The sequence below is a fragment of the Pseudomonas sp. KH_021 genome (genome assembly GCF_057838865.1).
The window spans coordinates 3521354-3545581 of the sequence record NZ_CM174477.1; the positions used below are offsets into that span (position 1 = coordinate 3521354).

Consider the following 24228-nt stretch of genomic DNA (forward strand, 5'->3'; position numbering starts at 1 on the left):
ATAGATACCGAGCTTTCCAAACGCGGGCGAAGCTGTAGGACATTTCTGTTTTTCATCCATACCCCTCTATCACCTACTCAGTCTTGCTAGCCTCCGCCGTTTCCGCCAAAAGGAACCGGCCCCATGACTGATCGAAAACCCCACTGGCTAGACGACAAGCGCCTGTACAGCCCCATGCCTCGCGTGTGTACGCCGGCCCGGCCGAACATGGATACCCCTGCAGTCCCCCGCCCCTTTCCCGAGCGTGGATTTTATGAGCCTGCGCCGGAGCCAGCAGTTGAAGCCGGCTTCTACGTCCTGCCCCAGAGCTTGCCCTTAAAAGACTTCTACGATGACTTGTTCGAAGAAGACCCGGATAAATGGGTGTGGATGTTTTCCAGGCTCAACCCGAACCTCGACCCCGTGGTGAAGGCCGGCACCCTGCTGGTGCTCAGCGACCCAAACAACAAGTTCTGCACCGCTCAGGAAGCGCAACTGATGCAGGCGGCCGAACAGGTCAAAAAAGCCCTGGAGCCGCTGACCCCGGAAGAAGCCGACTTCATGTACCGCTATGGCGCTGAAATCGTCACCTTCACAGGGCAAGCCTCGACTTGGTTGGGCATCACAGCGGTGGTACTGGAAAAGCACCTGACCGATTTGCGCAAGACCCTGCAAGACATCGAAAGCCTGCACCAGAACAGCTATCGCCAACACGGCCACTTGAAGTCTGCGGAGTTTTTCGCGGAACGCAAAACGCTGCTGACTCGGTTGGACGCCCATCTGCTCAACTCCAAAAGCTTGAGGGATCGCACGAGTTTTGGCGGCCACCAAAAATTGAAGTCGGCGCTCGGTATCTCCAGCCGCAGCCTTGTTCACCATTGGGATAAGGCTGGAGCACCGGGGCAAATACCGGGGTATACCCAGCATGTGGACTCGATGAGTCGTGCCATGAAGTATATGCAGAGGGGTGGCTACATCGCGATTGCCGTCGGGGGTATTTCTTCGCTGCTGGCGATTCGGGAGGTTTGCAACACTGGATCGGCAGAAGCGTGTGAGAAAATAAAATTCACTCAAGGTGGGTCGTTTATCGGTTCCACCACATTTGGTTTTATCAGTGGTTCATTATCTTCATCGGCCGCCAGCTCTGTTTGTGCATCCCTATCCATTACACCTATTGGCAGAGTTGTTTGCCTTGCGGTTGGAGTAGGTACGGGTGCATGGGCCGGAGCAACCGGTGGCGGAATGGCGGGAGAGTGGACGGGGGAAAAAATATATGAAGTAACCCTCCCGTGATAGACACTTGGAACCCTTGGGCTGCCATTTTTTTCGTGGCGACGCCTATGTGCATGGCCATCATCAGTTTTGCGTTCAGCTTGTACCTGAGCCGCTATCATCTCAATGCAATGATGGAGGCGCTGAAGAACTGCTCATATATGCAGACATGGGGTGTCAGCTGGCAGAAAAGCGGTTGGATGGGCGGTATTTATCTCATCAGTAAAATTGCAGGATTTGTGATCATGCCACGTACACTTATCCGTACTGGCGACTTGAACCCTAGTGACATTGAAAGCTTCCCAGCGCACCTTAAACGACTTTTAATTATTGATAGGCTCATTGTTTGCGTCGCTGTCGCTTGGGCCATAGCGGCCGTTATTATGATAAAGATAAGTTAAGCGCCCTTGCTCTGCACAATGCATTTGACCCTCTGAACCCATTCGCGAACAAGTCCCGGTTTGCCCGCGAATAGCCCTACACGAACATCTCCGGATTCCGTTTCGCTGCTTCTGAAACGCTGTCGCCGGCAATCAGGTAAAAGAAATATCCTACGAAACCTGTCGCCAGCCATGACCTTGTCCCCGGGAAGCTCGATCCCTAGTCTTCTTCGACCGCTGAATGTTCAGCGGTCGGGTGTGGAAACCCGGTTTGAAATATTGATAGCGACAGCTTGCTGTGCATTATGGCAACTGTACGTGGGAGGGCCTCGTGCCCTGCCGGGCTTTCAATGTTTCCCCCGGTTTTCCACCCCGCGTACAGTTGCCACCCAATCGTGTGGAAACGAACGGGTACGACCTCAGCAGGAAACATTAGGATGAAACGAACGATCCCTGATCCACCCCTCGAGTCCATAAAAACCCGCAGAACCCCCTTCGGTTCCTGCGACGCCCCACACGGCCCATTGTTCGCCGTCGTCGAAGGAATCCCCGCCGAAGACGCCCTGATCCACGCCTCCCTGCACATCAAATGCATCCTCGCCACCACCCAGCACGCCGTTGGCCATACTGACGACCAAGGCCGTGGAATGTTGTGGTCAGCCGTGCATTCAGCCGAAATGGCCATGGCGTTGATTGATGGTTTGCTCGATGGGCTGGAGGCCGAGCAAGACAAAGTCGCCCAAGCCAGACCGCTTTAAATTTACGCGCTCACTATCCGATGCTGGATGAATAGTTTCGGGTTTCAGCCAAGCCAGGCTCGGTCTTGTCCAATACGACACCTCTGTTGGCAACCCTGGCTTGCGCCTTACACGCGCCACATGAAGAGTGCTAAGACTCGGTCGCCATAGGCGTTTCCGTTCAAAATAACTACTTCAACCTCGAGGCCTACATGTACCTTCTTTATTACTCACCCGGCGCGTGCTCACGGCGTTTTTCAAGGTACTTGTCGCTTCAACCGTCTAACTATGCCGCTCTTTTCTCGACCTGTTGCTCTCGATCCGGGTTCAACAACACGGTACCGATCGGCTGCCAGTTACGCGTCCGGCCTGACCACCGCTCCGGCTTTTTCTCCTTGGCTCGCTCATACAACTCATGCCGTCGGGCCAGGACCTGATGGTCCATTCCTCGATGCCGCTCGGCTGGCGTGACGAACCGGATACGGCTATGCCGGTGCTCGTGGTTATACCAGCGCATGAAATCCCTCACCCAAGCGCGTGCAGCGTCCAAGCTGGCAAAGCCATCCGGCGGCCATTGCGGGCAGTATTTCAGCGTTCTAAACAACGACTCCGAGTAGGGATTGTCGTTGCTGACCCGCGGTCGGCCCCGCGAGGGCGTGATGCCCAGGTCATACATCTTGCTCAACAGCGTCACCGATTTCATCGGCGCTCCGTTGTCCGAGTGCAGCACCAGAGGCTCGCGCAAACACTGCTCGCCGCTCACGCTGCGTTGCAGCAGCGCAGCGGCTTTCTCGCCGCTTTCCGCGTCGTAGACCTCCCAGCCCACGGCTTTGCGGCTGTAAATATCTTCGATCAAATAGAGGTAGTAATACTTTCCACGTATCGGCGACGGTAAATAGGTGATGTCCCACGACCACACCTGATTGGGCCCTTTGGCCGCATGCGTCGTCGGTGCGGCATGCCGCCTGGGGCGTTGGCTACGACCTCGGTGTTGCTGTTGACCCGCCGCCCGCAAGACGCGATAAAACGTCGCCTCCGACGCCAGATAACGCCCTTGATCGGCCAGGCGCGGCACGATCTGACTCGGCGGTAGATGGGCGTACTCAGGGCTGTTGCACAGCGTCACAATCACCTGTCGCTCGCCCTCGCTCAGTGCGTTACAGGGCGTTGGCCGCACGACCGTCGTTCGAGCATCGGCCTGAACGACTTCAGTTTCGGTCCAGCGTTGCAGGGTTCGCGGCGATAAACCGACCTCCTGGCAGGCCCGGATTTTTCTGGCTCCCGCCATGACCGCTTCACTCAGCCAGTCAACGAACAACTGCCGTTGCGGCAAAGACGTCAGTTGTCCTCGTTGTCGGTCCCCCAGTAGTCGTTGAGCTTTTTTCGCAGCACCAACAACGCGGCTGTTTCAGCGAGCGCCTTATCTTTGCGGCGCAGTTCTCGCTCAAGCTCCTGGATACGCTTCTTATCCTTGCGCGACTGCTCTCGATCCTCTTTTTGCAGGGCTTTATCCGACTTCTGGCCGGTAATGAAGGCTTGTCGCCACGCGCTGATTTGCTCGGGGTAAAGGCCTTTGCGCCGGCAATACTCGCCCAGGTCGATCTCGGACAAGCTGGCGGTTTCAAGGACGACAGCAAACTTGGTTTCGGCTGACCAGTTCTCGGTCAACGGCTTGTTTTCGGACACTGCATTTCCTTCAGAACTGAGCTGCTTGCGCCAGTTGGACAAAGACATTTCGCTGACCCCTTCGCGCCGAGAAACCTCGGCCATCGACAGGCTCAGTGGGGGAAGCAGCATCTTGAGCAATGCGGCTCTGCGTTCAGGTGAATAATACGGCACGACCAGTCTCTTTCCGCCCCCGATATGCTTTTTTAGGAAAAATCGGAGAGGCGACAACTATCCTGACACCGGGGGCTCACTTGCAGCACATATACTTCTTGAAGAACTTGGAAAACCGTTCAAGCTGGAATTGCGCTCAGCACTGAAAAGCATCGGCACCCAAACTCCGGAATACCTGAGCATTAATCCGAAAGGCCGAGTCCCAGCCCTACTTTGCCTTGATAGACCCATCGGTGAAACAACCGGTGTTTTGACAGAGTTACCTGCCATCTTGCTTTACCTAGCGAAGCAATCGACACCTGTACGCTTTATCCCCGACACTCCAGGCGATTTAGGGCGATGCGTCGAGTGGTTGAACTGGTTGTCAGGGACAGTGCACAGCCTTTCTTATGGACAGGTCTGGCGGCCACAACGGTTTGTTGACGATGAAAGTCTGTTTCCTGTCATTGTTAAAAAAGGCCGCAGCAACGTTATGGATAACTACACGTTTATCGAGCAGCATATCGCTGCACAGAGTGATCGTTCCTTACTAAGTACTTATAGTATTGTACACCCCGTTCTTCTTGTTTTCTGGATGTGGGGGAAGTGGATTGATATAGATATGGGCACCTATTTCCCCAATTGGACTCAACTCGTTCAGTCGGTAATGGAGCGACCTGCCGTGCAACGAGCCTTGGCAACTGAGGACATTGATATAAATATATTCAAGTAAAATGAACGGATCGCCCCGTTTTTATGGCAACTGTGCGTGGGAGGACCTCTGTGTCCTACCGGGTTTTAGCGGCGATTCGTCCCGGTTTTCCACCCCGCGCACGGTTGGCCACCCATTATGTGGAAACGATCGGGGAGCAACCTCATCAAGACAAATCAAAGTCGCCCAAGCCAGACCGCTATAAATTTTCGCGCTCACTATCTGATGCTGGATGGAGCCGAACCTGTCAGGACGCCGAACCGTCGCGATCGCTTCACTGCGGTCTTACATCACGATGGTTCGGCGCCCTGATTTGCAAAAAACAAGTTAACATCTTAACTTTATTGCCAATCCTACTTTCCCCTCAGGAAGGACCCGCACCTTGTCTCTGCGCCTGACCGTCATTGATCAAACCCCCGTCCACGGTGATCGACCCGCCAGCGCCGCGCCGCTGGCCTCGGTTGAACTGGCTTCGGCCTGCGACACCTTGGGCTATCACCGCTACTGGCTGGCCGAACACCACAACAGCATTCAATTTGCAGGCCCCGCTCCAGAGATTCTGCTGACGCGAATCGCCACCACCACCCAGCACATGCGCATTGGCAGCGGCGGCGTGATGCTGAGTCACTACAGCCCCTACAAGGTCGCGGAGCTCTTTCGGCTGTTGGCCACTCTGTTTCCCGGTCGGATCGACCTGGGCATCGGCCGTGCGCCTGGTGGCAGTCAATTGAGCTCGGCCGCTCTGGCATCCCCTGCCCCATTGAGCCATCAGGACCACTTCCCGCAACAGGCCAGTGAACTGTGCGCTTTTTTGCGCGGCAGCTTCCCGGACCGCCACCCTTACGCCCAATTACATTGCCTGCCCGACGACAACGCCCTGCCCGAGCTATGGATGCTGGGCTCCGGCGGCGGCAGTGCCGGGCTGGCAGGGCAATTGGGGATGGGCTTGGCGCTTGCGCGGTTTATTGCCCCGCAGGTGTGCTCGCCGGTGATCTTTGACCATCATGCCCAAGCTTTGCAGCATGCGGGCCACAGTCCAAAACCCAAACTGTTGGCCTTGGCGGTGATCTGCGCTGAGACGGACGATCAGGCCCGGTTTATCGCAGGCACCGCCGTCTATCGCAAGATGATGGCCGGGCGTGGCCCTCGCGAGCCGTTGCTCAGCCCCGAAGAGGTTGAACTGCGTCGCCAGCGCATGAGTGCTGCCGACCGCGCTGAGTTCGATGAAACGCTCGATGCCATGGTGGTGGGGGCGCCCGCGACCTGCCGCGAGCAGATCCTGACGCTGGCACAGGCGTTCTCAACGGATGAGATCGGCATCGTGACCGTGACCCACGCCCTTTCAACGAGGATTGAAAGCTACCGTTTGCTGGCACAAGCGCTGATATCCCCTTGAACGTTGATGCCTGGGCTTCGAGATAAACAGCGCAAATGTGCCTATCCTTCAGATCAATCGCTTCAAGCACCCAAGATTGCTGGAGAACGCCTTTGATTTCGACTCTCGACACAGCCAGGCTCAAGGCCTGGGGCGCCCATGGTTTTACCGCCACCGGCGTGATCACCGCGTTCCTGGCGACCCTGGCACTGTTCGACAATCAGCCCAAGGCCTGCCTGCTGTGGCTGGGCGTGGCGCTGATTGTCGATGGCGTCGACGGCTCGTTGGCCCGCAGAGTCAATGTGAAGTCAGTGCTGCCCCACTTCGACGGCTCGGTACTGGACCTGGTCATCGATTTTCTGACTTACGTCTTCATCCCTGCCCTGTTTATCTACCGCTATATACCGTTGCCGGACTTCACCGCTTTGCTGGCGACCATCATCATCCTGGTCTCTTCGCTGTTCTGCTTTTGCAACGTCAACATGAAAAGCAAGGACAACTACTTCCAGGGCTTCCCGGCTGCCTGGAACGTGGTTGCGCTGTGTTTCTATACCTTGTCGCCCGGCCCGTGGTGGACGCTGCTGAGCATCGTCGCACTGGCCTTGCTGACCGTTACCCGGATGAAATTTTTGCATCCCTTTCGGGTGCGCAAATTCATGCCGATCAACATCACAGTGACCTTTATCTGGCTGCTGTGCAGTGCGCTGCTGGTGCTCAGCCATCCTTTCAGCAATGCGCTGGTATTGAACACTTGGCTGGCGATGTCCGCTTATTTCCTGGGCATCTGCCTGTGGCGTACGGCGCTGGAGTGGTTGGGTAGAAAAATCGACGACTGACCCCTACATGTGGGAGCAGGCTTGCCTGCGAATAGATCCACCGCGATACACCTGATACGCCGCGGTGTCTTCATTCGCGGGCAGGCCCGCTCCCACAATATTTATTTGAAGTTCAGCACGACTCTTGGTCGTCAGAGCCCCGAGCGGATCTTGGTCCAGGCGCGGTTCATGTAGCGCTGGGAGGCCATGGGCAAGTCCGCAATCGCATACAGGGTCGACAGCACCTGCTCTGGCGGATACGCGCCGGGGTCGGTACGAATCTCGTCATTGACCAGCGGTGTAGCGGCAGCGTTGGCATTGGGGTAGCCCACGCTGTTGGTGATCTCGGCCATCACCTCAGGGCGCATCAGGTAGTTCATGAACAGGTAGGCGCCGTCGACGTTGGTGGCATCCTTTGGCATGGCCACCATGTCGTAGAAGCTCCCCGCCCCTTCCTTGGGAATACTGAACGCCACGCGCCCCGGTGCACCAGCCTCTTCGGCGCGTGCCTTGGCCTGGTGGATGTCACCCGAATAGCCGACGGCCACGCAGATATTGCCGTTGGCCAGGTCCGAAATGTACTTGGACGAATGGAAGTAGGAGATCGCCGGCCGCACCTTCAGGAACAACGCTTCGGCCTCGGCGATCTGCTGCTTGTCCTGGCTATCGGTCGGGTAACCGAGGTAATGCAGGGCAATGGGCAGTACTTCGGTCGACGAATCGAGGAAGCTCACGCCACAGGCCTTGAGCTTTTCCACGTATTCCGGCTTGAAGAGCAAGTCCCAGGAGTTAATCGGTGCGTCGGCGCCCAGCACTTCACGGACTTTCTCTGGGTTGTAGCCGATACCGATGGTGCCCCACATATACGGGAAGGCATGGCGGTTATCCGGGTCGCTGACTGCCACGTTTTTCAGCAAGGCCGGATTGAGGTTTTTCCAGTTTGGCAAGCGCGACTTGTCCAGCTCCTGGTAGACCCCGGCCTTGATCTGCTTGGACAGAAAGCTGTTGGACGGCACCACGATGTCGTAGCCCGACTTGCCCGTCAGCAGCTTGGCTTCCAGGGTTTCATTACTGTCATAAACGTCGTACACGACCTGGATGCCGGTTTCAGTCTCGAAACGCTTGATCGTTTCGGGCGCGATGTAATCGGACCAGTTATAAACGTGCAGCACCTTGTCATCGGCCTGGGCGACGGCGCTGGCCGCAGCTGCAATACAGGCAGCGGCCATCAGAGTCCTGCCAAACATTCTCATGTGTACAACTCCACTTTTCTTGTTGATTCACGCGCGGGCCGCTCGCTGTGCGAGGACTGCGCAACGCTTTCTTCCAGCGCCAACTGGATCGAGCGTCTGCGGCTGTTTTCGGCCCGGCGGCTGAACCACCAGACCAAAAAGGTCACGCAGGATACCGCCAGCAGGATCAAGCTGGCGACGGCGTTGATCTCAGGCTTTACACCCAGGCGCACCGCCGAGAACACTTCCATCGGCAAGGTGGTCGAACCTGGGCCAGACACGAAGCTGGCCAACACCAGGTCATCGAGCGACAAGGCAAAGGACATCATCCCGCCCGCCGCCAACGACGGCGCAATCATCGGAATGGTGATCAGGAAAAACACCTTGAAAGGCCGCGCCCCCAAGTCCATCGCCGCCTCTTCGATCGACAGGTCCAGCTCGCGCAAACGCGCCGAGACCACCACCGCCACGTAAGCTGCGCAGAAGGTGGTGTGCGCAATCCAGATGGTGACGATGCCACGCTCCATCGGCCAACCGATCAACTGCGCCATGGCCACGAACAGCAGCAACAGCGACAGGCCGGTGATCACCTCAGGCATCACCAGCGGCGCCGTCACCAGGCCGCCAAACAGCGTGCGGCCCTTGAAGCGAGTCACCCGAGTCAGCACAAAGGCGGCCAAGGTGCCCAGTGCCACGGCGGCCACCGCCGTGTAGCAGGCGATCTCCAGCGAACGCCCTACCGAGCTCATCAACTGGGTGTTGTCCCACAGCCCCGCGTACCACTTCACCGACCAGCCACCCCACACCGTCACAAGCTTGGAGGCGTTGAACGAGTAGATCACCAGAATCAACATCGGCAGGTAGATAAACGCAAGCCCCGCCACCAGCATCGCGCTGGAAAATCCGAAACGTCTCATGCCCTGCCCTCCATCTCTTTGGCCTGACTGCGGTTGAACAGCACAATGGGCACGATCAGGATCGCCAGCATCACCACCGCCAGGGCAGACGCCACCGGCCAGTCACGGTTGTTGAAGAACTCCTGCCAGAGCACCTTGCCGATCATCAGGGTTTCCGGGCCGCCCATCAGCTCAGGGATGACGAACTCGCCCACCACCGGAATGAACACCAGCATGCAGCCGGCGATGATGCCGTTCTTGGCCAACGGCACGGTGATTTTCCAGAAGCTGTTCAAGGTGCTCGACCCTAGGTCCGAAGCCGCTTCGAGCAGGCTCGCATCGTGCTTCACCAGGTTGGCGTACAGCGGCAGGATCATAAACGGCAGGTAGGAGTACACCACGCCGATATACACCGCGATGTTGGTGTTGAGGATTTCCAGCGGCTGGCTGATCAGGCCGGTCCAGAGTAGAAAAGCGTTGAGCAGGCCGTTGTTGCTGAGGATGCCCATCCAGGCATACACGCGGATCAGGATCGCCGTCCAGGTCGGCATCATGATCAACAGCAGCAAGACGGTTTGCGCTTCCTTGCGCGCTTTGGAAATGGCGTAAGCCATGGGAAAGCCGATCAGCAGGCACATCAGCGTGCTGAAGAACGCCACTTTCAAAGAGCCCAGGTAAGCCATGACGTACAGCCCGTCATCGGCCAGCAACGCATAGTTACCGAAGTTCAGCAGCAGCTGGACATGCTGATCGACAAAGGTATAGATCTCGCTATAAGGCGGAATGGCGACCTCCGCCTGCGCAAAGCTGATCTTCATGACGATGAAGAACGGCAGCAGGAAGAACAGGCACAGCCAGATGAACGGCACGCCGATCACCAGTTGCCGGCCACTGGGCAGCAGTCGCTGGAGCAGGTTCATTGAGCTGTTCATGGGCGCAGTACCACGCCGCTGTCATCCTCCCACCAGACGTACACCCCATCATCCCAGGTCGGCCGTGCGCCACGGCGCTCGGCGTTGGCCATGAGCGACTGGACGATCTTGCCGCCCGGCAACTCGACGTAGAACACCGAATGGCCACCCAGGTAGGCGATGTCATGCACCACCCCGCGGGACCAGTTGTAGCGGCCCTCGGGTTGGGTGGTCGAGACCAGTAGTTTTTCCGGGCGAATGCCGTAAGTGATGCGCTTGTCTTCAACCGGGGTGCTGACCCCGTGGCCGACATAGATGTCGCGCTCAAGGTCCGGGCTCTGGATGATCGCAAAGCCTTCCTGGTCATCCACTACCGTGCCGTCAAACAGGTTGACGCTGCCGATGAACTCGCACACCAGCCGGCTGGTCGGTGCCTCGTAGACATCCACCGGGGTGCCGGTCTGGGCAATCCAGCCCAGGTGCATGATGGCGATGCGTTCAGCCATGGTCATGGCTTCTTCCTGATCGTGGGTCACCATCACGCAGGTCACGCCGACCCGCTCGATGATCTCCACCAGCTCCAGTTGCATCTGCGAGCGCAGCTTTTTGTCCAGCGCCCCCATCGGCTCATCGAGCAGCAGCAGTTTCGGGCGTTTGGCCAACGAACGAGCCAGCGCCACACGCTGGCGTTGGCCACCGGACAGCTGATGCGGCTTGCGCTTGGCGTACTGGCTCATGTGCACCAGCTTGAGCATTTCATCGACCCGCGCCTGGATTTCAGCGGCCGGGATCTTGTCTTGCTTGAGACCGAAAGCAATGTTCTGCGCCACGGTCATGTGCGGAAACAGCGCATAGGACTGGAACATCATGTTGATCGGCCGCTCATAGGGCGGCATATCGGTGATGTCGACGCCATCGACATAGATGCGCCCTTCGGTCGGCCGCTCGAAGCCTGCCAGCATGCGCAACAACGTGGATTTACCCGACCCCGAACCGCCCAGCAGGGCAAAGATTTCGCCCTGGTGAATGTCCAGGGAGACATCATCCACGGCGACGGTTTCGTCGAATTTCTTGGTGACGCGATCGATTTTGAGCAGCACCTTTTTCGGTTGCTGATCGCCTTCAAGAGCCTTCCTGTAAATGCTGGAGGCGTTAGCCATGTGAAACTCCCAACAGGTGTTTGCGGCAAGGCCATCAGGGCCTGCCTTGATTTATTGTTTTCACCTGACCGCGCTGCAAGGCGGCGTGGCCTGCGGTATTCACTGGGCTGAATACCTTGACGTTACAAACTCAAATCAGCCCTGGCGCAGCTGCGCACGCGCCTTGCAGGCCGCGCCAAAGGCTTTGAAGATTTGCAGGTAAACCGGGTTGTCCAACACTTGCCATTCCGGGTGCCACTGCACACCGAGTGCAAAGGCGCGGCTGCCGGTCACCGACACCGCCTCGATCAGGCCATCGGGTGCCAACGCCTCGGCACGCAGGCCCGGCGCCAATTGATCAATCCCCTGGGAATGGATGGAGTTGACCTTGAAGGTCGGCGGCAATTGCAGTCGCGAGAACTCGCCGCCAGGCTGCACGTTGACGTCGTGAGCCGGAGCGTACTGCACCTCAAGCGGCTGGTCGGCGGGTTCACGGTGATCGAGAAAGCCCGGCAACGCGTGGACTTTCTGATGCAGGCTGCCGCCCAACGCCACGTTCATTTCCTGAAAGCCGCGGCAGATGCCCAACACCGGCACCCCGGCATCGATCGCAGCGCGAATCAGCGGCAGCGTCAGCGCATCACGCGCCGAATCATGGGCGGTACCAGGCTCGCTGGCCGGGCCTTGATAGTGGAACGGTTCGACGTTGGACGGCGAGCCGGTCAACAGCAACCCATCCAGACGCGCCAGCAACGCTGCGATATCGGTCAATTCCGCCAGCGCCGGTAACACCACCGGCACCGCCTCGGCGGCTGTACTGACGGCGCGCAGGTACTTGTCACCACTGACGTGGTAGGCGTGCAAACCGATGGTCTTGACGCACGCCGTAACTCCAACCCATGGCTGAGTGGCCATGTTCACCCCCTGAAAGAATGGACAGCTTCGAGCGAGTTGGAGCTTATCTTCGTTGATTTTAATTAACAACCACCCCGTCAAAAATTCAGAACAACGGCAGGGCCAAATTGGGCTATTAAAGTGCCTAATGCGCCAACTAACGCCTTAAATGCCATTATCACTCACTTTTTGTGGACTTAATCCGCCTGTTGACTTCCTCAGGTGTTTCGGATTGACTGAAATAGTGAAAGGGCGGTGAACAATATTTTAAACAATAATAGGTGTTGCAAAATGGCGGTCCCCACGCAAACCGTTCAACTGAACGAAGCGAACGTCTTTCTTAAAAAACATCCCGAAACCCTCTACGTGGATCTGCTCATTGCCGACATGAACGGCGTGGTTCGCGGCAAGCGCATCGAGCGGGCCAGCCTGCACAAGGTCTACGAGAAAGGCATCAACCTGCCCGCCTCGCTCTTTGCCCTGGACATCAATGGCTCGACGGTGGAAAGCACAGGCCTGGGCCTGGACATCGGCGACGCCGACCGCATCTGCTACCCCATTGCCGACACCTTGTGCAACGAGCCCTGGCAGAAGCGCCCCACCGCGCAACTGCTGATGACCATGCACGAAATGGAAGGTGAGCCGTTCTTTGCCGACCCTCGCGAAGTGCTGCGCCAGGTCGTGAAAAAATTCGACGACCTGGGCCTGACCATCTGCGCGGCGTTCGAGCTTGAGTTCTATCTGATCGACCAGGAAAACGTGAACGGCCGGCCGCAATCGCCGCGTTCGCCGATTTCCGGCAAACGCCCGCAGTCGACCCAGGTGTACCTGATCGATGACCTGGACGAGTACGTCGATTGCCTGCAAGACATTCTTGAAGGCGCCAAGGAGCAAGGCATCCCGGCTGATGCCATCGTCAAGGAAAGCGCCCCGGCGCAGTTCGAAGTCAACCTGCATCACGTCGCCGACCCGCTCAAGGCCTGCGATTACGCCGTACTGCTCAAGCGCCTGATCAAGAACATCGCCTACGACCATGAAATGGACACCACCTTCATGGCCAAACCGTATCGCGGCCAGGCGGGCAACGGCCTGCATGTGCATATTTCGTTGTTGGACAAGCACGGCAAGAACATCTTCGCCAGCGAGGATCCCGAGCAGAACGCCGCGCTGCGCCACGCGATCGGCGGTGTGCTGGAGACCCTGCCTGCATCGATGGCGTTCTTGTGCCCCAACGTCAACTCGTACCGTCGCTTCGGCGCACAGTTCTACGTGCCGAACTCTCCGTGCTGGGGGATCGATAACCGTACCGTAGCCCTGCGTGTACCGACAGGTTCCGCCGATGCGGTGCGCATCGAGCATCGCGTGGCTGGCGCCGACGCCAACCCGTACCTGCTGCTGGCCTCCGTCCTGGCCGGCATCCACCACGGCCTGACCACCCAGATCGAACCCGGCGCGCCGGTGGAAGGCAACTCCTACGAGCAGAACGAGCAGAGCCTGCCCAACAACCTGCGCGATGCCCTGCGCGAGCTGGATGACAGCGAGGTCATGGCCCGCTACATCGACCCGCGCTACATCGACATCTTCGTGGCGTGCAAAGAAAGCGAACTGGCAGAGTTCGAGCACTCCATCTCAGACCTTGAGTACAACTGGTACTTGCACACCGTCTGATCGAACTTGAAGCCTTACCCACGTTGCCGAGAACCATCATGAGCAAAAACCAGCACGACTGGGAGCAGTACTTCCAGACGTTGAATATCGAGGGCCGGGCGTTTATCGACGGCCACTACTGCCCGGCAGCGTCGGGCGAGACCTTCGAGTGCACAAGCCCTGTGGACGGGCGCCGGCTGGCGTCTGTGGCAAGCACCGACCTTGAAGACGCCGAGCGCGCCGTGGCCGTTGCCCGGCGCACCTTCGCGTCGGGTGTCTGGTCGCAACAAGCACCGGCCGAGCGCAAGCGCACGCTGATTCGCTTTGCCGACCTGATCCTTGAGCACCAGGATGAACTGGCCCTGCTCGAAACCCTGGACATGGGCAAGCCGATCAGCGATTCGCTGTCCATCGACGTGCCCGCCACTGCCAACGCGATCCGCTGGAGCGCCGAGGCCATCGACAAGATCTACGACGAAGTCGCTCCCACGCCGATCGACCAGCTGGGTTTGGTCACCCGAGAACCGGTCGGCGTGGTGGCGGCCATTGTTCCGTGGAACTTCCCACTGATCATGGCCGCCTGGAAATTTGCCCCAGCACTGGCGGCGGGCAACTCGTTCATTCTCAAGCCGTCCGAAAAGTCGCCACTGACTGCGATTCGTATCGCCCAGCTGGCGCTTGAGGCTGGCATTCCGGCCGGTGTGTTCAACGTCTTGCCGGGCTTTGGCCACACCGTCGGCAAGGCCTTGGCGCTGCACAACGATATCGACACCCTGGCGTTCACCGGCTCCACCGCCGTGGCCAAGCAACTGATGGTCTATGCCGGCCAGAGCAACATGAAGCGCGTCTGGCTGGAAGCAGGCGGCAAGAGCCCACACATCGTGTTCGCCGATGCACCAGACTTGGAAGTTGCCGCCCAGGCAGCCGCCAGCGCCATCGCCTTCAACCAGGGTGAAGTCTGCACGGCAGGTTCGCGGTTATTGGTGGAGCGTTCGATCAAGGAGCGTTTCATTCCCATGGTGGTCGAGGCCCTCAAGGCCTGGAAGCCTGGCCATGCGCTGGACCCGGCCACCCGTGTGGGCGCCGTGGTAGACAGCCGCCAACTGGAGAACGTGCTCAAGTACGTCGGCATCGGCCAGGCCGAAGGCGGCCAACTGTTGATCGGCGGCCAACGCACCCTGGAAGAAACCGGCGGCCTTTATATGGAACCTGCGCTGTTCGATGGCGTGGACAACGCCATGACCATCGCCCGCGAGGAAATCTTCGGCCCCGTGCTGTCGGTGATCGCCTTCGACACCGTCGATCAAGCCGTGGAGATCGCCAACGACACGCCTTTCGGCCTGGCTGCAGGCCTGTGGACTCGGGACCTGAGCAAGGCCCATAACGTCGCCCGGCGCTTGCGCGCCGGCAGCGTGTGGGTCAACCAATATGACAGCGGCGACATGACCGCCCCATTCGGGGGTTTCAAGCAATCGGGTAATGGCCGCGACAAGTCCCTGCATGCGTTCGACAAGTACACCGAACTCAAGGCCACCTGGATCAAGCTGTAACTGCCTGCGGAAATAACAATAATGCAAACTTATGTGAACAGTTTTTACGCCGCGTCGAAGAACCCGATGGCTGAATTTCCGACCCTGGAAAGCGCTGTCGACTGTGACGTGTGCATCATCGGTGCCGGCTACACCGGCCTGTCTTCGGCGCTGTTTCTGAGCGAAGCCGGCTTCAAGGTGGTGGTGCTGGAGGCGGCCAAGGTCGGCTTCGGCGCCAGCGGGCGCAATGGCGGGCAGTTGGTCAACTCCTACAGCCGCGACGTCGACGTCATCGAGCAACGCTACGGTGCCCAATCGGCCGAGGCCTTGGGCAGCATGATTTTCGAAGGCGCCACTATCATCCGCCAGCGCATCAAGGAATACGACATCCAGTGCGACTATCGCCCGGGGGGCATCTTTGCGGCGTTGAACAACAAGCAGCTCAAAGGCCTGGCTGACCAGAAGAAGACCTGGGAGCGCTACGGCAACCGGCAACTGGAAATGCTCTCGGCCGATCAGATCGGCCAGGAAGTCGCCTCCAAACGCTACATCGGTGGCTTGCTGGACCGCAGTGGTGGGCATATGCACCCGTTGAACCTGGCCCTGGGTGAAGCGGCGGCGGTGCTCAAGCGGGGTGGGCGTATTTTTGAGCAGTCGGCGGCGATCAACATTCAGTACGGCGAGCCGCACGTGATCCGCACGGCCAAGGGCCAGGTCAGCGCCAAGTACCTGCTGCTCGCAGGCAATGCCTACCTGAGCGACGAACTGGACCCACGGGTAACCCGCAAGAGCATGCCCTGCGGCTCACAGATCGTGGTCAGCGAACCCTTGCCGGCAAAAGTCGCCAAGAGCCTGATCCCCAACCAGTACTGCGTCGAAGACTGCAACTACCTGCTGGATTACTTTCGCATCACCGCCGACAACCGTCTGCTGTACGGCGGCGGCGTGGTCTATGGCGCGCGCGAGCCCAAGGACATCGAACAACTGATTGTGCCGAAGATCCTCAAGACCTTCCCGCAACTGTCCGGCATCAAGATCGATTACCGCTGGACCGGCAACTTCCTGCTGACCATGTCGCGCATGCCGCAATTTGGCCGGGTGGAGAAAAACGCCTACTTCATGCAGGGCTACAGCGGCCACGGCGTGACCTGCTCACACCTGGCCGGCAAGCTGATCTCTGAAATGATCCGCGGTGATGCCGAGCGCTTCGATGCCTTCGCCAGCCTGCCGCACATGCCAATGCTAGGCGGCCGCACCTTCCAGGTGCCGCTCACGGCGATGGGGGCGGCCTATTACGCGCTGCGTGATCGCTTCGGCGTTTGATCTGTGGCTTGCGGTTCTGTTTATGTTTTAATGGCCCGCCCAAAAATCTTTGACATCAGGCGGCTATGGACACAGGGACACGACTCAGACTGGTGCGTGAGCGCTGCCAGATTTCCCAGCGGGAGCTGGCCCGGCGCAGCGGCCTTACCAACTCGACCATTTCCCTGATCGAACAGAACCGCGTCAGCCCTTCGGTGAGCTCGCTAAAGAAGCTGCTGGAGGGCATTCCCATGTCGCTGGCCGAGTTCTTCTCCTTTGATGAACCGTCCCGGCAGGAGCCCTATATTTTTCGCAATGGCGACCAGCCAGACCTCGGTCGCCACGGCCTGCGCCTGTTGCTGGTGGGTGCCAGCGTGCCGGGCCGGCAGATGCGCATGCTGCGCGAGCTGTACGCGCCCGGCGCAGGCTCCGGCGAAGACCCGATCGTGCATGCCGAGGGCGAGGAATGTGGCCTGGTGACGCGTGGCACGGTCGAGCTGACCATCGACGGCAAGGTGAGCGTTCTCAACACCGGTGACGGCTATTACTTCCCCACCACCCTGCCCCACAGCTTCAAGAATATTGGCCAGGACGAGGCCGAGATCGTCAGCGCCAACACGCCCGCGAATTTCTGACGCCAATAGGTCGCCATCACAATCAAGAGTGCGCTGTCAAGCGCACTTTGCATAACCGCTCATCGTTTTGAGCAATGACTCTAGTCCCCGCAAAAGCCCGAAATACCGCTCTATACCGTCATTCCTGACTTCTCTCAGGAGCACCTGCAAACATCTTGAAATAAACTCATAGACGGCCCTTTGATACGGCTGCTCCGTCGCTGCTCTATACCACTCTCCAGAAGCTGGAAGCGACCTGCATTTTCCTCTTCGACCCCTCGTTATTTCGCCACGGCCACTCAGGAGGCTCCATGGGCGCATATCGCAAGCTCAGCGAACGGATAAAACAAAAAGGCCTGCGTCGTACCGTCAAAACCTTGTGGGAACGCTATGTGTTCTTTCATTGGGAACTGTTGTGGATGGAGCGTGACCTGGTGTCCCCCGTGGGACCCCACAGCTTGCGGCCCTACCCCACGGCGCGGCTGCTCACCATCACCGAAAGCAATGCCTCAGCCTTTGCCAGGTACTTTGGCGACCGGGTGCACACCATGCAGGAACTGGCGCGTGAAGGGCACACCGGGCACATGTACCTGGACGCAAATAACGATGCCATCGCCTTTATCTGGGGCAGCCCCCGTGATTACCATGACCGTCACTATTACGGCTATACCTTTGCGGTAAAGCCCGGCGAGTTCTTTGAGTTTGGCGGCGAAATGACACGACCGTATTTTGGCACCAGCCTGTCAGTGGATGCTCAGCTCAACCTCTGGCACGCCATGCAGGCCCAGGGCTGCAACAAAGTGGTGGATGTGGTGGAAACCCATAATGTGCCGGCGCTTAAGTTGCATATCCGCATGGGTTATCAAGAGCAAGGCCGTGCCGTACATGTTTACGGACTGTTCGGGCGCTTCAAGCTGTTCCGCCAAGCCCGCTACAACGGCTCGCGACTGGAGCCGCTGTGCAAACCGAGTCGACCCACCGCCACCGCGACCGCCCCCTCCACGTAGGAGCCGGCTTCAGCCGCGATGGACACACCACGGTGCATCAGGCAAACCGCGGTGCGTTCATCGCGACCAAGGGCTAGCCACTACACCGTCGCTCCTACAGCGATGAAGGCACCGCGGTGCGCCAGGCACGTTAGCGTTTGACCTTCTTCAAGTCATCCAGCAACTCCAGCAAACGCTGCAGCTTGTCTTCGCCCAACTTCAACTGCAGCCGCTGGTAATTGGCCTCCATGCTCTGGCTCATCGAGGCAAACATCGCCTCTCCTTTCTCGTCCAGGGTCACCCAGACCCGTCGCTGGTCTTGGTCGTCCTTACGTCGGCGAATCAATCCGGCCGCCTCCATTCGCACCAGCACTCCCGTCATGCTCGGCTTGAGGATGCAGGCCAGTTCTGCCAAGCGATAGATCTCCATATCCCCATGTTGATTGAGCAGGCGAATGATCCGCCACTGCTGTTCGGTCAGGCCGTGCTGGTTCAAGGAAGGACGAAAGAAACTCATGGCCGCTTCACGGGCCTGCAGCATCGTAAGGGTCAGGGACTGGCGAGGTTTGAGCATAATGGGTCGATCACAATTTAATTAATTAACATTTTAATAAGTTTTTGACACTTTACCAAATATCCAACCAAAACACGGGCACTGGCACTCGTGTGCAAAAAATCCGGCAGACAGGGTCAAGACACTCGCCCCTGTTCAGCGCGTTAATAGACCCTATCTCCACCGACTCTTTCAGGCTGCTCCATGATCAATATCGAAACGCCCACCTACTACACGGCCACCAAGAAATACAACCTGAGCTTCCCGACCCTGGAGCAGGATGTAGAAGCTGACGTCGTCGTGATCGGCGGGGGCTTCTCCGGTATCAACACTGCGCTGGAACTGGCTGAGAAAGGCATCACCAATATCGTCGTGCTCCAAGCGCGCTACCTGGGCTTTGGTGGCACCGGCCGCAACGGTGGGCAGATCATGGCGGATGTAGCAAGGCTTGCCTGCGATGAACGCACCGCGCAATGCCGGACCACCGCGGTGCGTTCATCGCAGGCAAGCCTTGCTCCTACACGCGATAGCATCATCACGGTTTGGCGTTTAGCGAGTAGGCAAAAATGTGCCACAGCGCCTTCAATCGCCGTGCATAACTCTCAGGCCCGGCGTACACCAATTCCACATGCAGGCTGTCAATGATGCCAAGGTAGGCGTCGCTGTACAGCGCCAACTGCGCCTCGTCCACTTCCAACAACGTGCCACGCAATGCCTCGCGAAACAGCTCGGCCATTCGCGCCAGATAAGCCTCGAAATCCCGGCAGATCGTCACCCGCAGTTCCGCAGGCGGAAAGAAGGCCGTGCGCAACAAAAACCGCAAGTGCCAGGAGCTTTCGTAGCGTTCGCTCAATCGGTCGCAATGCAATTGGCCCGGCGTGCCACCCAAGCGTCCAGCCTCGGCGAAACCCACGCCCAGCATCCAGGAACCGCCTGCCGATTCGGCCAGGGTATTGAGGTGTTCGAAGTTCACCAGGGCCATCACACCCGACAAAATCGTTTCAGCGGTACCGACGAACACATGCACGATCAGGTACGCCGACAAGGTGCCGGTAATCGCGAAGAATCGGCCCATGCCGCAGTTGATGTAGTCGTAGACGGAGCCGGTGGTCGGCAGGATCGAAGCCGCCTCGGCAAAGGCGCTGGCCTGGGCCAACATCATGATCACCGATCAGCATGGCAATGGCGAACGCACTGCCGCCGATACCAAACCCCGTGGTGGCCGTCAGAATCACCGGGCTCGCCATGATCAGGCCAATGGTACTGGCCAGTGCCGTAGGAAAGCCGACCGTCCCGCGGTTCAAATGCGCGGTGAGCTTGGCATTGATCGACATCGTGTTGGACCTCGAAAGCAGATGATTATGATTATTAGCTCGTCGACCCGTCCTTGACCGCGGGAAGCTTACGTAACCACTTTGCACCGCTCTTGGTCCAGCGTCTTGCCCGTGCCTGCCGAGGGACTTGTTGCTGGCTGCCAGGGTTGTCGGCATGGCGCGCACATTCAACTCACCCGGCACCGCGCTTCAGATCGGCCATTTACCCTGTCAACCTCCTAAAAGAGCGAGTTGGCGCAGCACCCTTGCGAACGTAGAACTCAAAGCCCCCCCGCCTGAAGGCTGGGGGTAAACACCGAGACGTTCACAAGGAGTTCATGAACATGCACAAACACTCAAGTACCGACCTGCTCCACTGGATGAAGGCCGAATCACGGCTGATGAACTGGGGCGCCAACCTCACGCTGGATCGTGATGCGCTGAACCCGCTGTTGACCCAAGCCTACATCGCCAGATTTGCATTGGGCCAAGCCCTGCCTGCGCTATCAGGCACAGCCCAAATCACCGGCGATATGCAAATACGATTTGAACAATGCAGGCTCGGTGCCCCGCAACTGTCATTCGAACAGCTCAAGGCAAACGATGCAGTGGTCCGGGTCAAGATGAAGGTTATCGGCGGCCGACAGACCTCCTACAAGCGAGAGGCCAATGAGTGGCAGGCTCGTAGGGTGATTGATTTCAATGCCTGCACCGGCCCTACCCTCAGTTTTGATCTGCGCCTGAATCATCAGGGTTCAGGCCTTGAGCGCGACGGCAGTGTCTACATTGACCTGAGCAAAGGTGAGAACTTCCGGCTGGAGATTGCCGATAGCCGCTTCGCCCAGGCCATTGCCGGCAGTCTGTTCCAGCGCCTGCTACGCGAGCAGCCGAGCGAGCAACTGAACTTCGAGCTGGCCTGGGTCACTACCGATAACCCTCTGCTGACACCAGCAACTTTTGCACTGCGCAGTCAGGCCAAGCATCCAGAATCCGATCACCCAGACGGCTGCCTGAACATTCTGTTTGCCATGCGCGGCGAACCTGACGGCAATTATCCCTCAGCCTCCGGTGGCCACCACTATTTGATCGCCGAGGATCTCCAGTCGAATGCCCCGTACACACTGATGATCGACTCCGCCCGCGTTCCTGTCGAACTCAGCCCCGGGCCAGGTAGCGAGCCAGACATCAATAAGGTATTCAGGCTCAACGGCGGTTATCGACTGGATTCGGCCCTGATCTCTCGTCCGTTGGATGTTGCCAGCTTCGGCACTGTGCAACTTGGCGTCGAGCGTTTCAGCGTGATGCCTCTGCAGTCCACCCTCAATGCTGGCAGTTGCCAACAATTCACGGCCCAGCCCAAACAGCGCAAGCTGCAGTGGAGCCTTGAACCGGTCGATGATCACGACACTCCATTGGGCCGCATCAATCAGTCAGGCCTCTACCAGGCACCAGAAGCCGAGCAGTTGCGTAGACGCGATGCTCGGGTACGAGTCAAGGCAATGCTCGCCGACGGCACCCTCAGCGCTACCGCCTTGCTCACTGTGCAATCAGAACCCATTCGAATCGCCCAAACGATTCGGCATTGCATGCTGGGCGAAGAAGTAGAGCTTCAATGCGACACCCTGTCAGAGGCTCAGCCCCTGTGGTCCATCAAGGACCCGGTGGCCGGAGAAAGTGGGGAGTTGCAAGCGGGCAGCTCAGCGGACAGGTGCCTCTACTCCCCTCGTTCGCAGGGGCTGGACTCTGACAGCGCATTGTTTATCGAAACCATTCAGGCGCAAGCAGCAACGGATGCCGCTACCACACATGTGCTGGTAGAGCGCTATTCGCCACCCCTACAGGTCTCAGTCATTGAAACGGCGCAGAACCACCTGCGCTTGCAGGCATCCTATCGAGGGGCGGCTGTCACTTCGAGCTGGACCATCGCCTGCGACGGCCCCGGCCAGATCAGCGAGGACGGTGTCTACGTACCCGATTCACAGGCTAGCGACACATTCGTACTGATTTTGGCGCAGCGTCAGGTGAACGGTGAACTACAGCAAGGCTACAGGATTGTGCCGTTGCCCTTGACCTGAAACCATTCCCCAGCGGCCGCATCAATTGCGGCCGCTGGCCACCTGTTCACTGAGCATGGCCTGGATTTTTTGAGTTACCTGGCGGGTACTCTCGGCCAGCTTCTTGACCTCATCGGCCACTACCGAGAAACCCCGCCCCCGGCGCTTGACGCACCGCGATTCGCAAGTATCGCAAACAGTTGCCTCTGCGCCGGATGTTCATCATCCTGCATCCTCTTCTTTTTCAAGGACGTCCCCATGAACGGTTTACTGCGCCAACAACCGCAAATCACCCTGCTGCTCGCCACGCACGCCAGCCAAGCTGCGCAACAGCTCGCCCAAAGCCTGGGCGTGAATCTGAGCATCAGCGTGGTCGATGCCGGCGGCCAGCTCATTCACCTGAGCCACATGGACGGTGCGGCGAACCAGAGCCGTGAAATAGCCTTGAAAAAGGCTCGCACCGCAGCAGGCTTCAAGGTCTCGACCAGCGTCTGGGACGAGCGCTTGAGCAAATCCTCGCCCGGTGTGCAACATGGCTTGGCGCTGCAAGCCGACGTGGCACTGTTCGGTGGCGGCGAACCTTTTATCTGGGAGGATGCGGTGATTGGCGCCATTGGTGTTTCCGGCGCCAGCGAGCAGGTTGACAGCGACTGCGCTGCCGCCGCCCGTGATCGCGTAGCGGCATTGCTGGCAGCCAGTTGATCAGAGCATGCGGTAGAGCAAGCGCTCGATTCGGGTAAAGCGCACACGCTGCAGAAAACGCCGCACCCGCGTGGGGTATTCACTGAAGGCTTGCAGCTGTTCAAAGTGCTCGACGCGGCTGACGTGCTGCTTGATCTGCTCAAGCTCCTGGTTACGCTCGGCTGCCCACTGGGCCTTGGGGTCGTCGATCAGCAGGGCATTTTCAAGGTCCAGGCGGAAGCCGCGCGGGTTCAGGTTGTTGCCTGTCAGCAAGGTGTAGCGCTGATCAACCCAGATCCCTTTTGAATGAAACGAATGCCCTGGGTCGTTCCAGACAAACAGGTTCAGGCATCCCTCGGCGATTGCCCGCTGATGTTTCTGGGCGAAATGGCGCAGGTTTTTCTCATACAGGTACGGCAGTACCGAACTGATGCTGAACGGCTCCTCCGGAGGCGTGTAAAAGTCGTTGGCGATCTTGTCGCCCACAATGATGTCGACCGTCACGCCGCGGGCCAGCGCATGATTGATTTCATCGATCAGCACCTTGGGCGGATTGAAATACGGCGTACACAAGGTCAGGTGCTCGCGACTGGCAGCAATCAATTGGCAGAGGGTGCGGTTGAGCGGGTTGTGCTTGCCAACGCCGAGCAGCGGGATGACACGCATGCCTTCAGCGCTCTCGCTACCCTTGAAGGTTTCATAGGCCATGCGCTTGAGGCTGGCACGCAGTTGCCGGATATCGGTGCGCAGGCTACGGGAGGTGGGCGGTGAAGGCAGGTCCAGCCGGTTGGCGGCCTTCGAGTCCAGTACATGCTGTACCAGGCCTTGGAACGCATCGGCCAGCGGCTTGCTGTCAATCAGGTGATAGCGATCCAGGCGGTACTTATCGAACTTGTGCAGGTAGACGTTGTTGAGGCTGGCACCGGTGTAAACCACACAATCATCGATCACGCTGCCCTTCAGGTGCAGCACGCCAAACAACTCGCGGGTTTGTACGGGAACGCCATAGATCGGGATATCCAGCCCTTGGCGCTGGCGCTCGGCACAATACCAGGCGCAATTGCCCGGTTGCTTGCCTGCGCCAATGAGGCCACGCTGGGCACGGAACCAGTCGACCACGACAACGATCTCCAGCGCTGGGCGCGCAGCCTTGGCGCGGCACAGCGCATCAAGGATTTCCTGGCCGGCTTCGTCCTGCTGCAAATACAACGCAACCAGCATGATTCGCTGTTCTGCCGATGCGATCATCGCCAGCAGGCGCTGGCGATAGTGCTCTGCCGTCGGCACGATGGTGATGTCCGCTGGCGAAATCTCAAACCCGCGAAGTGTTTGCAGCGTGGCGCTTGACGTGAACCTCATAAGCCTCTCAGCAGTTATCTCTCTAGACCT

The 24228-nt window shown here is 58.6% G+C and carries 21 protein-coding genes and 3 pseudogenes; 14 read left to right on the forward strand and 10 right to left on the reverse strand.

The features are described 5' to 3' along the window. Positions 1-123 precede the first annotated feature (123 nt). From AC3IX4_RS16235 to AC3IX4_RS16245, 3 genes are all read left to right on the forward strand, one after another. Positions 124-1272, forward strand: a complete 1149-nt coding sequence (locus AC3IX4_RS16235) for a hypothetical protein (RefSeq protein ID WP_489256455.1) — start codon at positions 124-126, stop codon at positions 1270-1272. Positions 1273-1325: 53 nt separating this feature from the next. Continuing rightward, positions 1326-1652, forward strand: a complete 327-nt coding sequence (locus AC3IX4_RS16240) for a hypothetical protein (RefSeq protein ID WP_489256456.1) — start codon at positions 1326-1328, stop codon at positions 1650-1652. Between the two features lie 416 nt (positions 1653-2068). Beyond that, positions 2069-2389: a DUF6124 family protein gene (locus AC3IX4_RS16245; protein ID WP_489256457.1), complete on the forward strand. Its 321-nt coding sequence runs from the start codon at positions 2069-2071 to the stop codon at positions 2387-2389. Positions 2390-2654: 265 nt separating this feature from the next. Here the strand turns inward: AC3IX4_RS16245 and AC3IX4_RS16250 are convergent. After that, positions 2655-4207 (reverse strand): IS3 family transposase gene (locus AC3IX4_RS16250; protein WP_489256458.1). Its coding sequence is split into 2 segments (ribosomal slippage): positions 2655-3745 and positions 3745-4207, totalling 1554 coding nucleotides; the frame shifts between segments, so codons are not numbered across the junction. 22 nt (positions 4208-4229) lie between these two features. Between AC3IX4_RS16250 and AC3IX4_RS16255 the strand changes: the two genes are divergently transcribed. The 3 genes from AC3IX4_RS16255 to pcsA all read left to right on the forward strand — a co-directional run bounded on the left by AC3IX4_RS16255 (position 4230) and on the right by pcsA (position 7109). Continuing rightward, positions 4230-4919 (forward strand): glutathione S-transferase family protein, encoded by a 690-nt coding sequence (locus AC3IX4_RS16255; RefSeq protein WP_489261300.1) that lies wholly within the window; start codon positions 4230-4232, stop codon positions 4917-4919. A gap of 361 nt (positions 4920-5280) precedes the next feature. Beyond that, the gene (locus AC3IX4_RS16260) at positions 5281-6294 is read left to right on the forward strand and encodes an MsnO8 family LLM class oxidoreductase (RefSeq protein WP_489256459.1); all 1014 of its coding nucleotides are present in this window, start codon (positions 5281-5283) and stop codon (positions 6292-6294) included. Between the two features lie 92 nt (positions 6295-6386). Continuing rightward, positions 6387-7109, forward strand: a complete 723-nt coding sequence (gene pcsA / locus AC3IX4_RS16265) for a phosphatidylcholine synthase (protein WP_489256460.1) — start codon at positions 6387-6389, stop codon at positions 7107-7109. A gap of 131 nt (positions 7110-7240) precedes the next feature. Here pcsA and AC3IX4_RS16270 read toward each other — a convergent pair whose 3' ends face one another. The 5 genes from AC3IX4_RS16270 to AC3IX4_RS16290 form a co-directional block, all read right to left on the reverse strand. After that, positions 7241-8341, reverse strand: a complete 1101-nt coding sequence (locus AC3IX4_RS16270) for a polyamine ABC transporter substrate-binding protein (protein ID WP_489256461.1) — start codon at positions 8339-8341, stop codon at positions 7241-7243. Further along, positions 8338-9237 carry an ABC transporter permease subunit gene (locus tag AC3IX4_RS16275; protein ID WP_489256462.1) on the reverse strand — a complete coding sequence of 300 codons (900 nt, stop codon included), beginning with the start codon at positions 9235-9237 and terminating at the stop codon, positions 8338-8340. The genes AC3IX4_RS16270 and AC3IX4_RS16275 overlap by 4 nt, the downstream gene beginning before the upstream one ends. Then, the gene (locus AC3IX4_RS16280) at positions 9234-10115 is read right to left on the reverse strand and encodes an ABC transporter permease subunit (protein WP_489261301.1); all 882 of its coding nucleotides are present in this window, start codon (positions 10113-10115) and stop codon (positions 9234-9236) included. Before AC3IX4_RS16280 ends, AC3IX4_RS16275 begins: the two co-directional genes overlap by 4 nt. Before the next feature lie 29 nt (positions 10116-10144). Next, complete coding sequence (gene potA / locus AC3IX4_RS16285; RefSeq protein WP_489256463.1) at positions 10145-11287, reverse strand: polyamine ABC transporter ATP-binding protein; 1143 nt, start codon at positions 11285-11287, stop codon at positions 10145-10147. Positions 11288-11422: 135 nt separating this feature from the next. Then, positions 11423-12181: a gamma-glutamyl-gamma-aminobutyrate hydrolase family protein gene (locus tag AC3IX4_RS16290; protein ID WP_489256464.1), complete on the reverse strand. Its 759-nt coding sequence runs from the start codon at positions 12179-12181 to the stop codon at positions 11423-11425. A 270-nt stretch (positions 12182-12451) separates the two neighbouring features. Between AC3IX4_RS16290 and AC3IX4_RS16295 the strand changes: the two genes are divergently transcribed. The 5 genes from AC3IX4_RS16295 (at position 12452) to AC3IX4_RS16315 (ending at position 18259) form a co-directional block, all read left to right on the forward strand. Next, positions 12452-13828 carry a glutamine synthetase family protein gene (locus tag AC3IX4_RS16295; RefSeq protein ID WP_489256465.1) on the forward strand — a complete coding sequence of 459 codons (1377 nt, stop codon included), beginning with the start codon at positions 12452-12454 and terminating at the stop codon, positions 13826-13828. A 38-nt stretch (positions 13829-13866) separates the two neighbouring features. After that, complete coding sequence (locus AC3IX4_RS16300; protein WP_489256466.1) at positions 13867-15357, forward strand: aldehyde dehydrogenase; 1491 nt, start codon at positions 13867-13869, stop codon at positions 15355-15357. Positions 15358-15378: 21 nt separating this feature from the next. Beyond that, a complete protein-coding gene (locus AC3IX4_RS16305) occupies positions 15379-16659 on the forward strand; it encodes an NAD(P)/FAD-dependent oxidoreductase (RefSeq protein WP_489256467.1) in 1281 nt (426 codons plus the stop codon). Between the two features lie 65 nt (positions 16660-16724). Then, positions 16725-17273, forward strand: coding sequence for a cupin domain-containing protein (locus AC3IX4_RS16310; RefSeq protein WP_489256468.1), 549 nt, complete (start codon positions 16725-16727; stop codon positions 17271-17273). Positions 17274-17563: 290 nt separating this feature from the next. Further along, complete coding sequence (locus AC3IX4_RS16315; protein WP_489256469.1) at positions 17564-18259, forward strand: N-acetyltransferase; 696 nt, start codon at positions 17564-17566, stop codon at positions 18257-18259. Between the two features lie 130 nt (positions 18260-18389). Here the strand turns inward: AC3IX4_RS16315 and hpaR are convergent, their stop codons facing one another. After that, positions 18390-18812, reverse strand: coding sequence for a homoprotocatechuate degradation operon regulator HpaR (gene hpaR, locus AC3IX4_RS16320; protein WP_489256470.1), 423 nt, complete (start codon positions 18810-18812; stop codon positions 18390-18392). 183 nt (positions 18813-18995) lie between these two features. Here hpaR and AC3IX4_RS16325 point away from each other — a divergent pair. Next, a pseudogene (locus tag AC3IX4_RS16325) lies at positions 18996-19232 on the forward strand (FAD-dependent oxidoreductase); the annotation flags it as partial. 463 nt (positions 19233-19695) lie between these two features. Here AC3IX4_RS16325 and AC3IX4_RS16330 read toward each other — a convergent pair. Continuing rightward, a pseudogene (locus tag AC3IX4_RS16330) lies at positions 19696-20125 on the reverse strand (APC family amino acid permease); the annotation flags it as partial. Positions 20126-20448: 323 nt separating this feature from the next. On the opposite strand from AC3IX4_RS16330, the gene AC3IX4_RS16335 reads away from it, so the two are divergent. Continuing rightward, on the forward strand, positions 20449-22179 hold the full coding sequence (locus tag AC3IX4_RS16335; RefSeq protein WP_489256471.1) for a hypothetical protein: 1731 nt from the start codon (positions 20449-20451) through the stop codon (positions 22177-22179). Between the two features lie 21 nt (positions 22180-22200). On the opposite strand, the pseudogene AC3IX4_RS16340 reads toward AC3IX4_RS16335, so the two are convergent. After that, positions 22201-22317: pseudogene (locus AC3IX4_RS16340) on the reverse strand (methyl-accepting chemotaxis protein); the annotation flags it as partial. A 99-nt stretch (positions 22318-22416) separates the two neighbouring features. Here AC3IX4_RS16340 and AC3IX4_RS16345 point away from each other — a divergent pair. Next, on the forward strand, positions 22417-22860 hold the full coding sequence (locus AC3IX4_RS16345; RefSeq protein ID WP_489256472.1) for a GlcG/HbpS family heme-binding protein: 444 nt from the start codon (positions 22417-22419) through the stop codon (positions 22858-22860). On the opposite strand, the gene pssA is transcribed toward AC3IX4_RS16345, so the two are convergent. Further along, positions 22861-24198 carry a CDP-diacylglycerol--serine O-phosphatidyltransferase gene (gene pssA / locus AC3IX4_RS16350; protein WP_489256473.1) on the reverse strand — a complete coding sequence of 446 codons (1338 nt, stop codon included), beginning with the start codon at positions 24196-24198 and terminating at the stop codon, positions 22861-22863. Between the last annotated feature and the right edge of the window lie 30 nt (positions 24199-24228).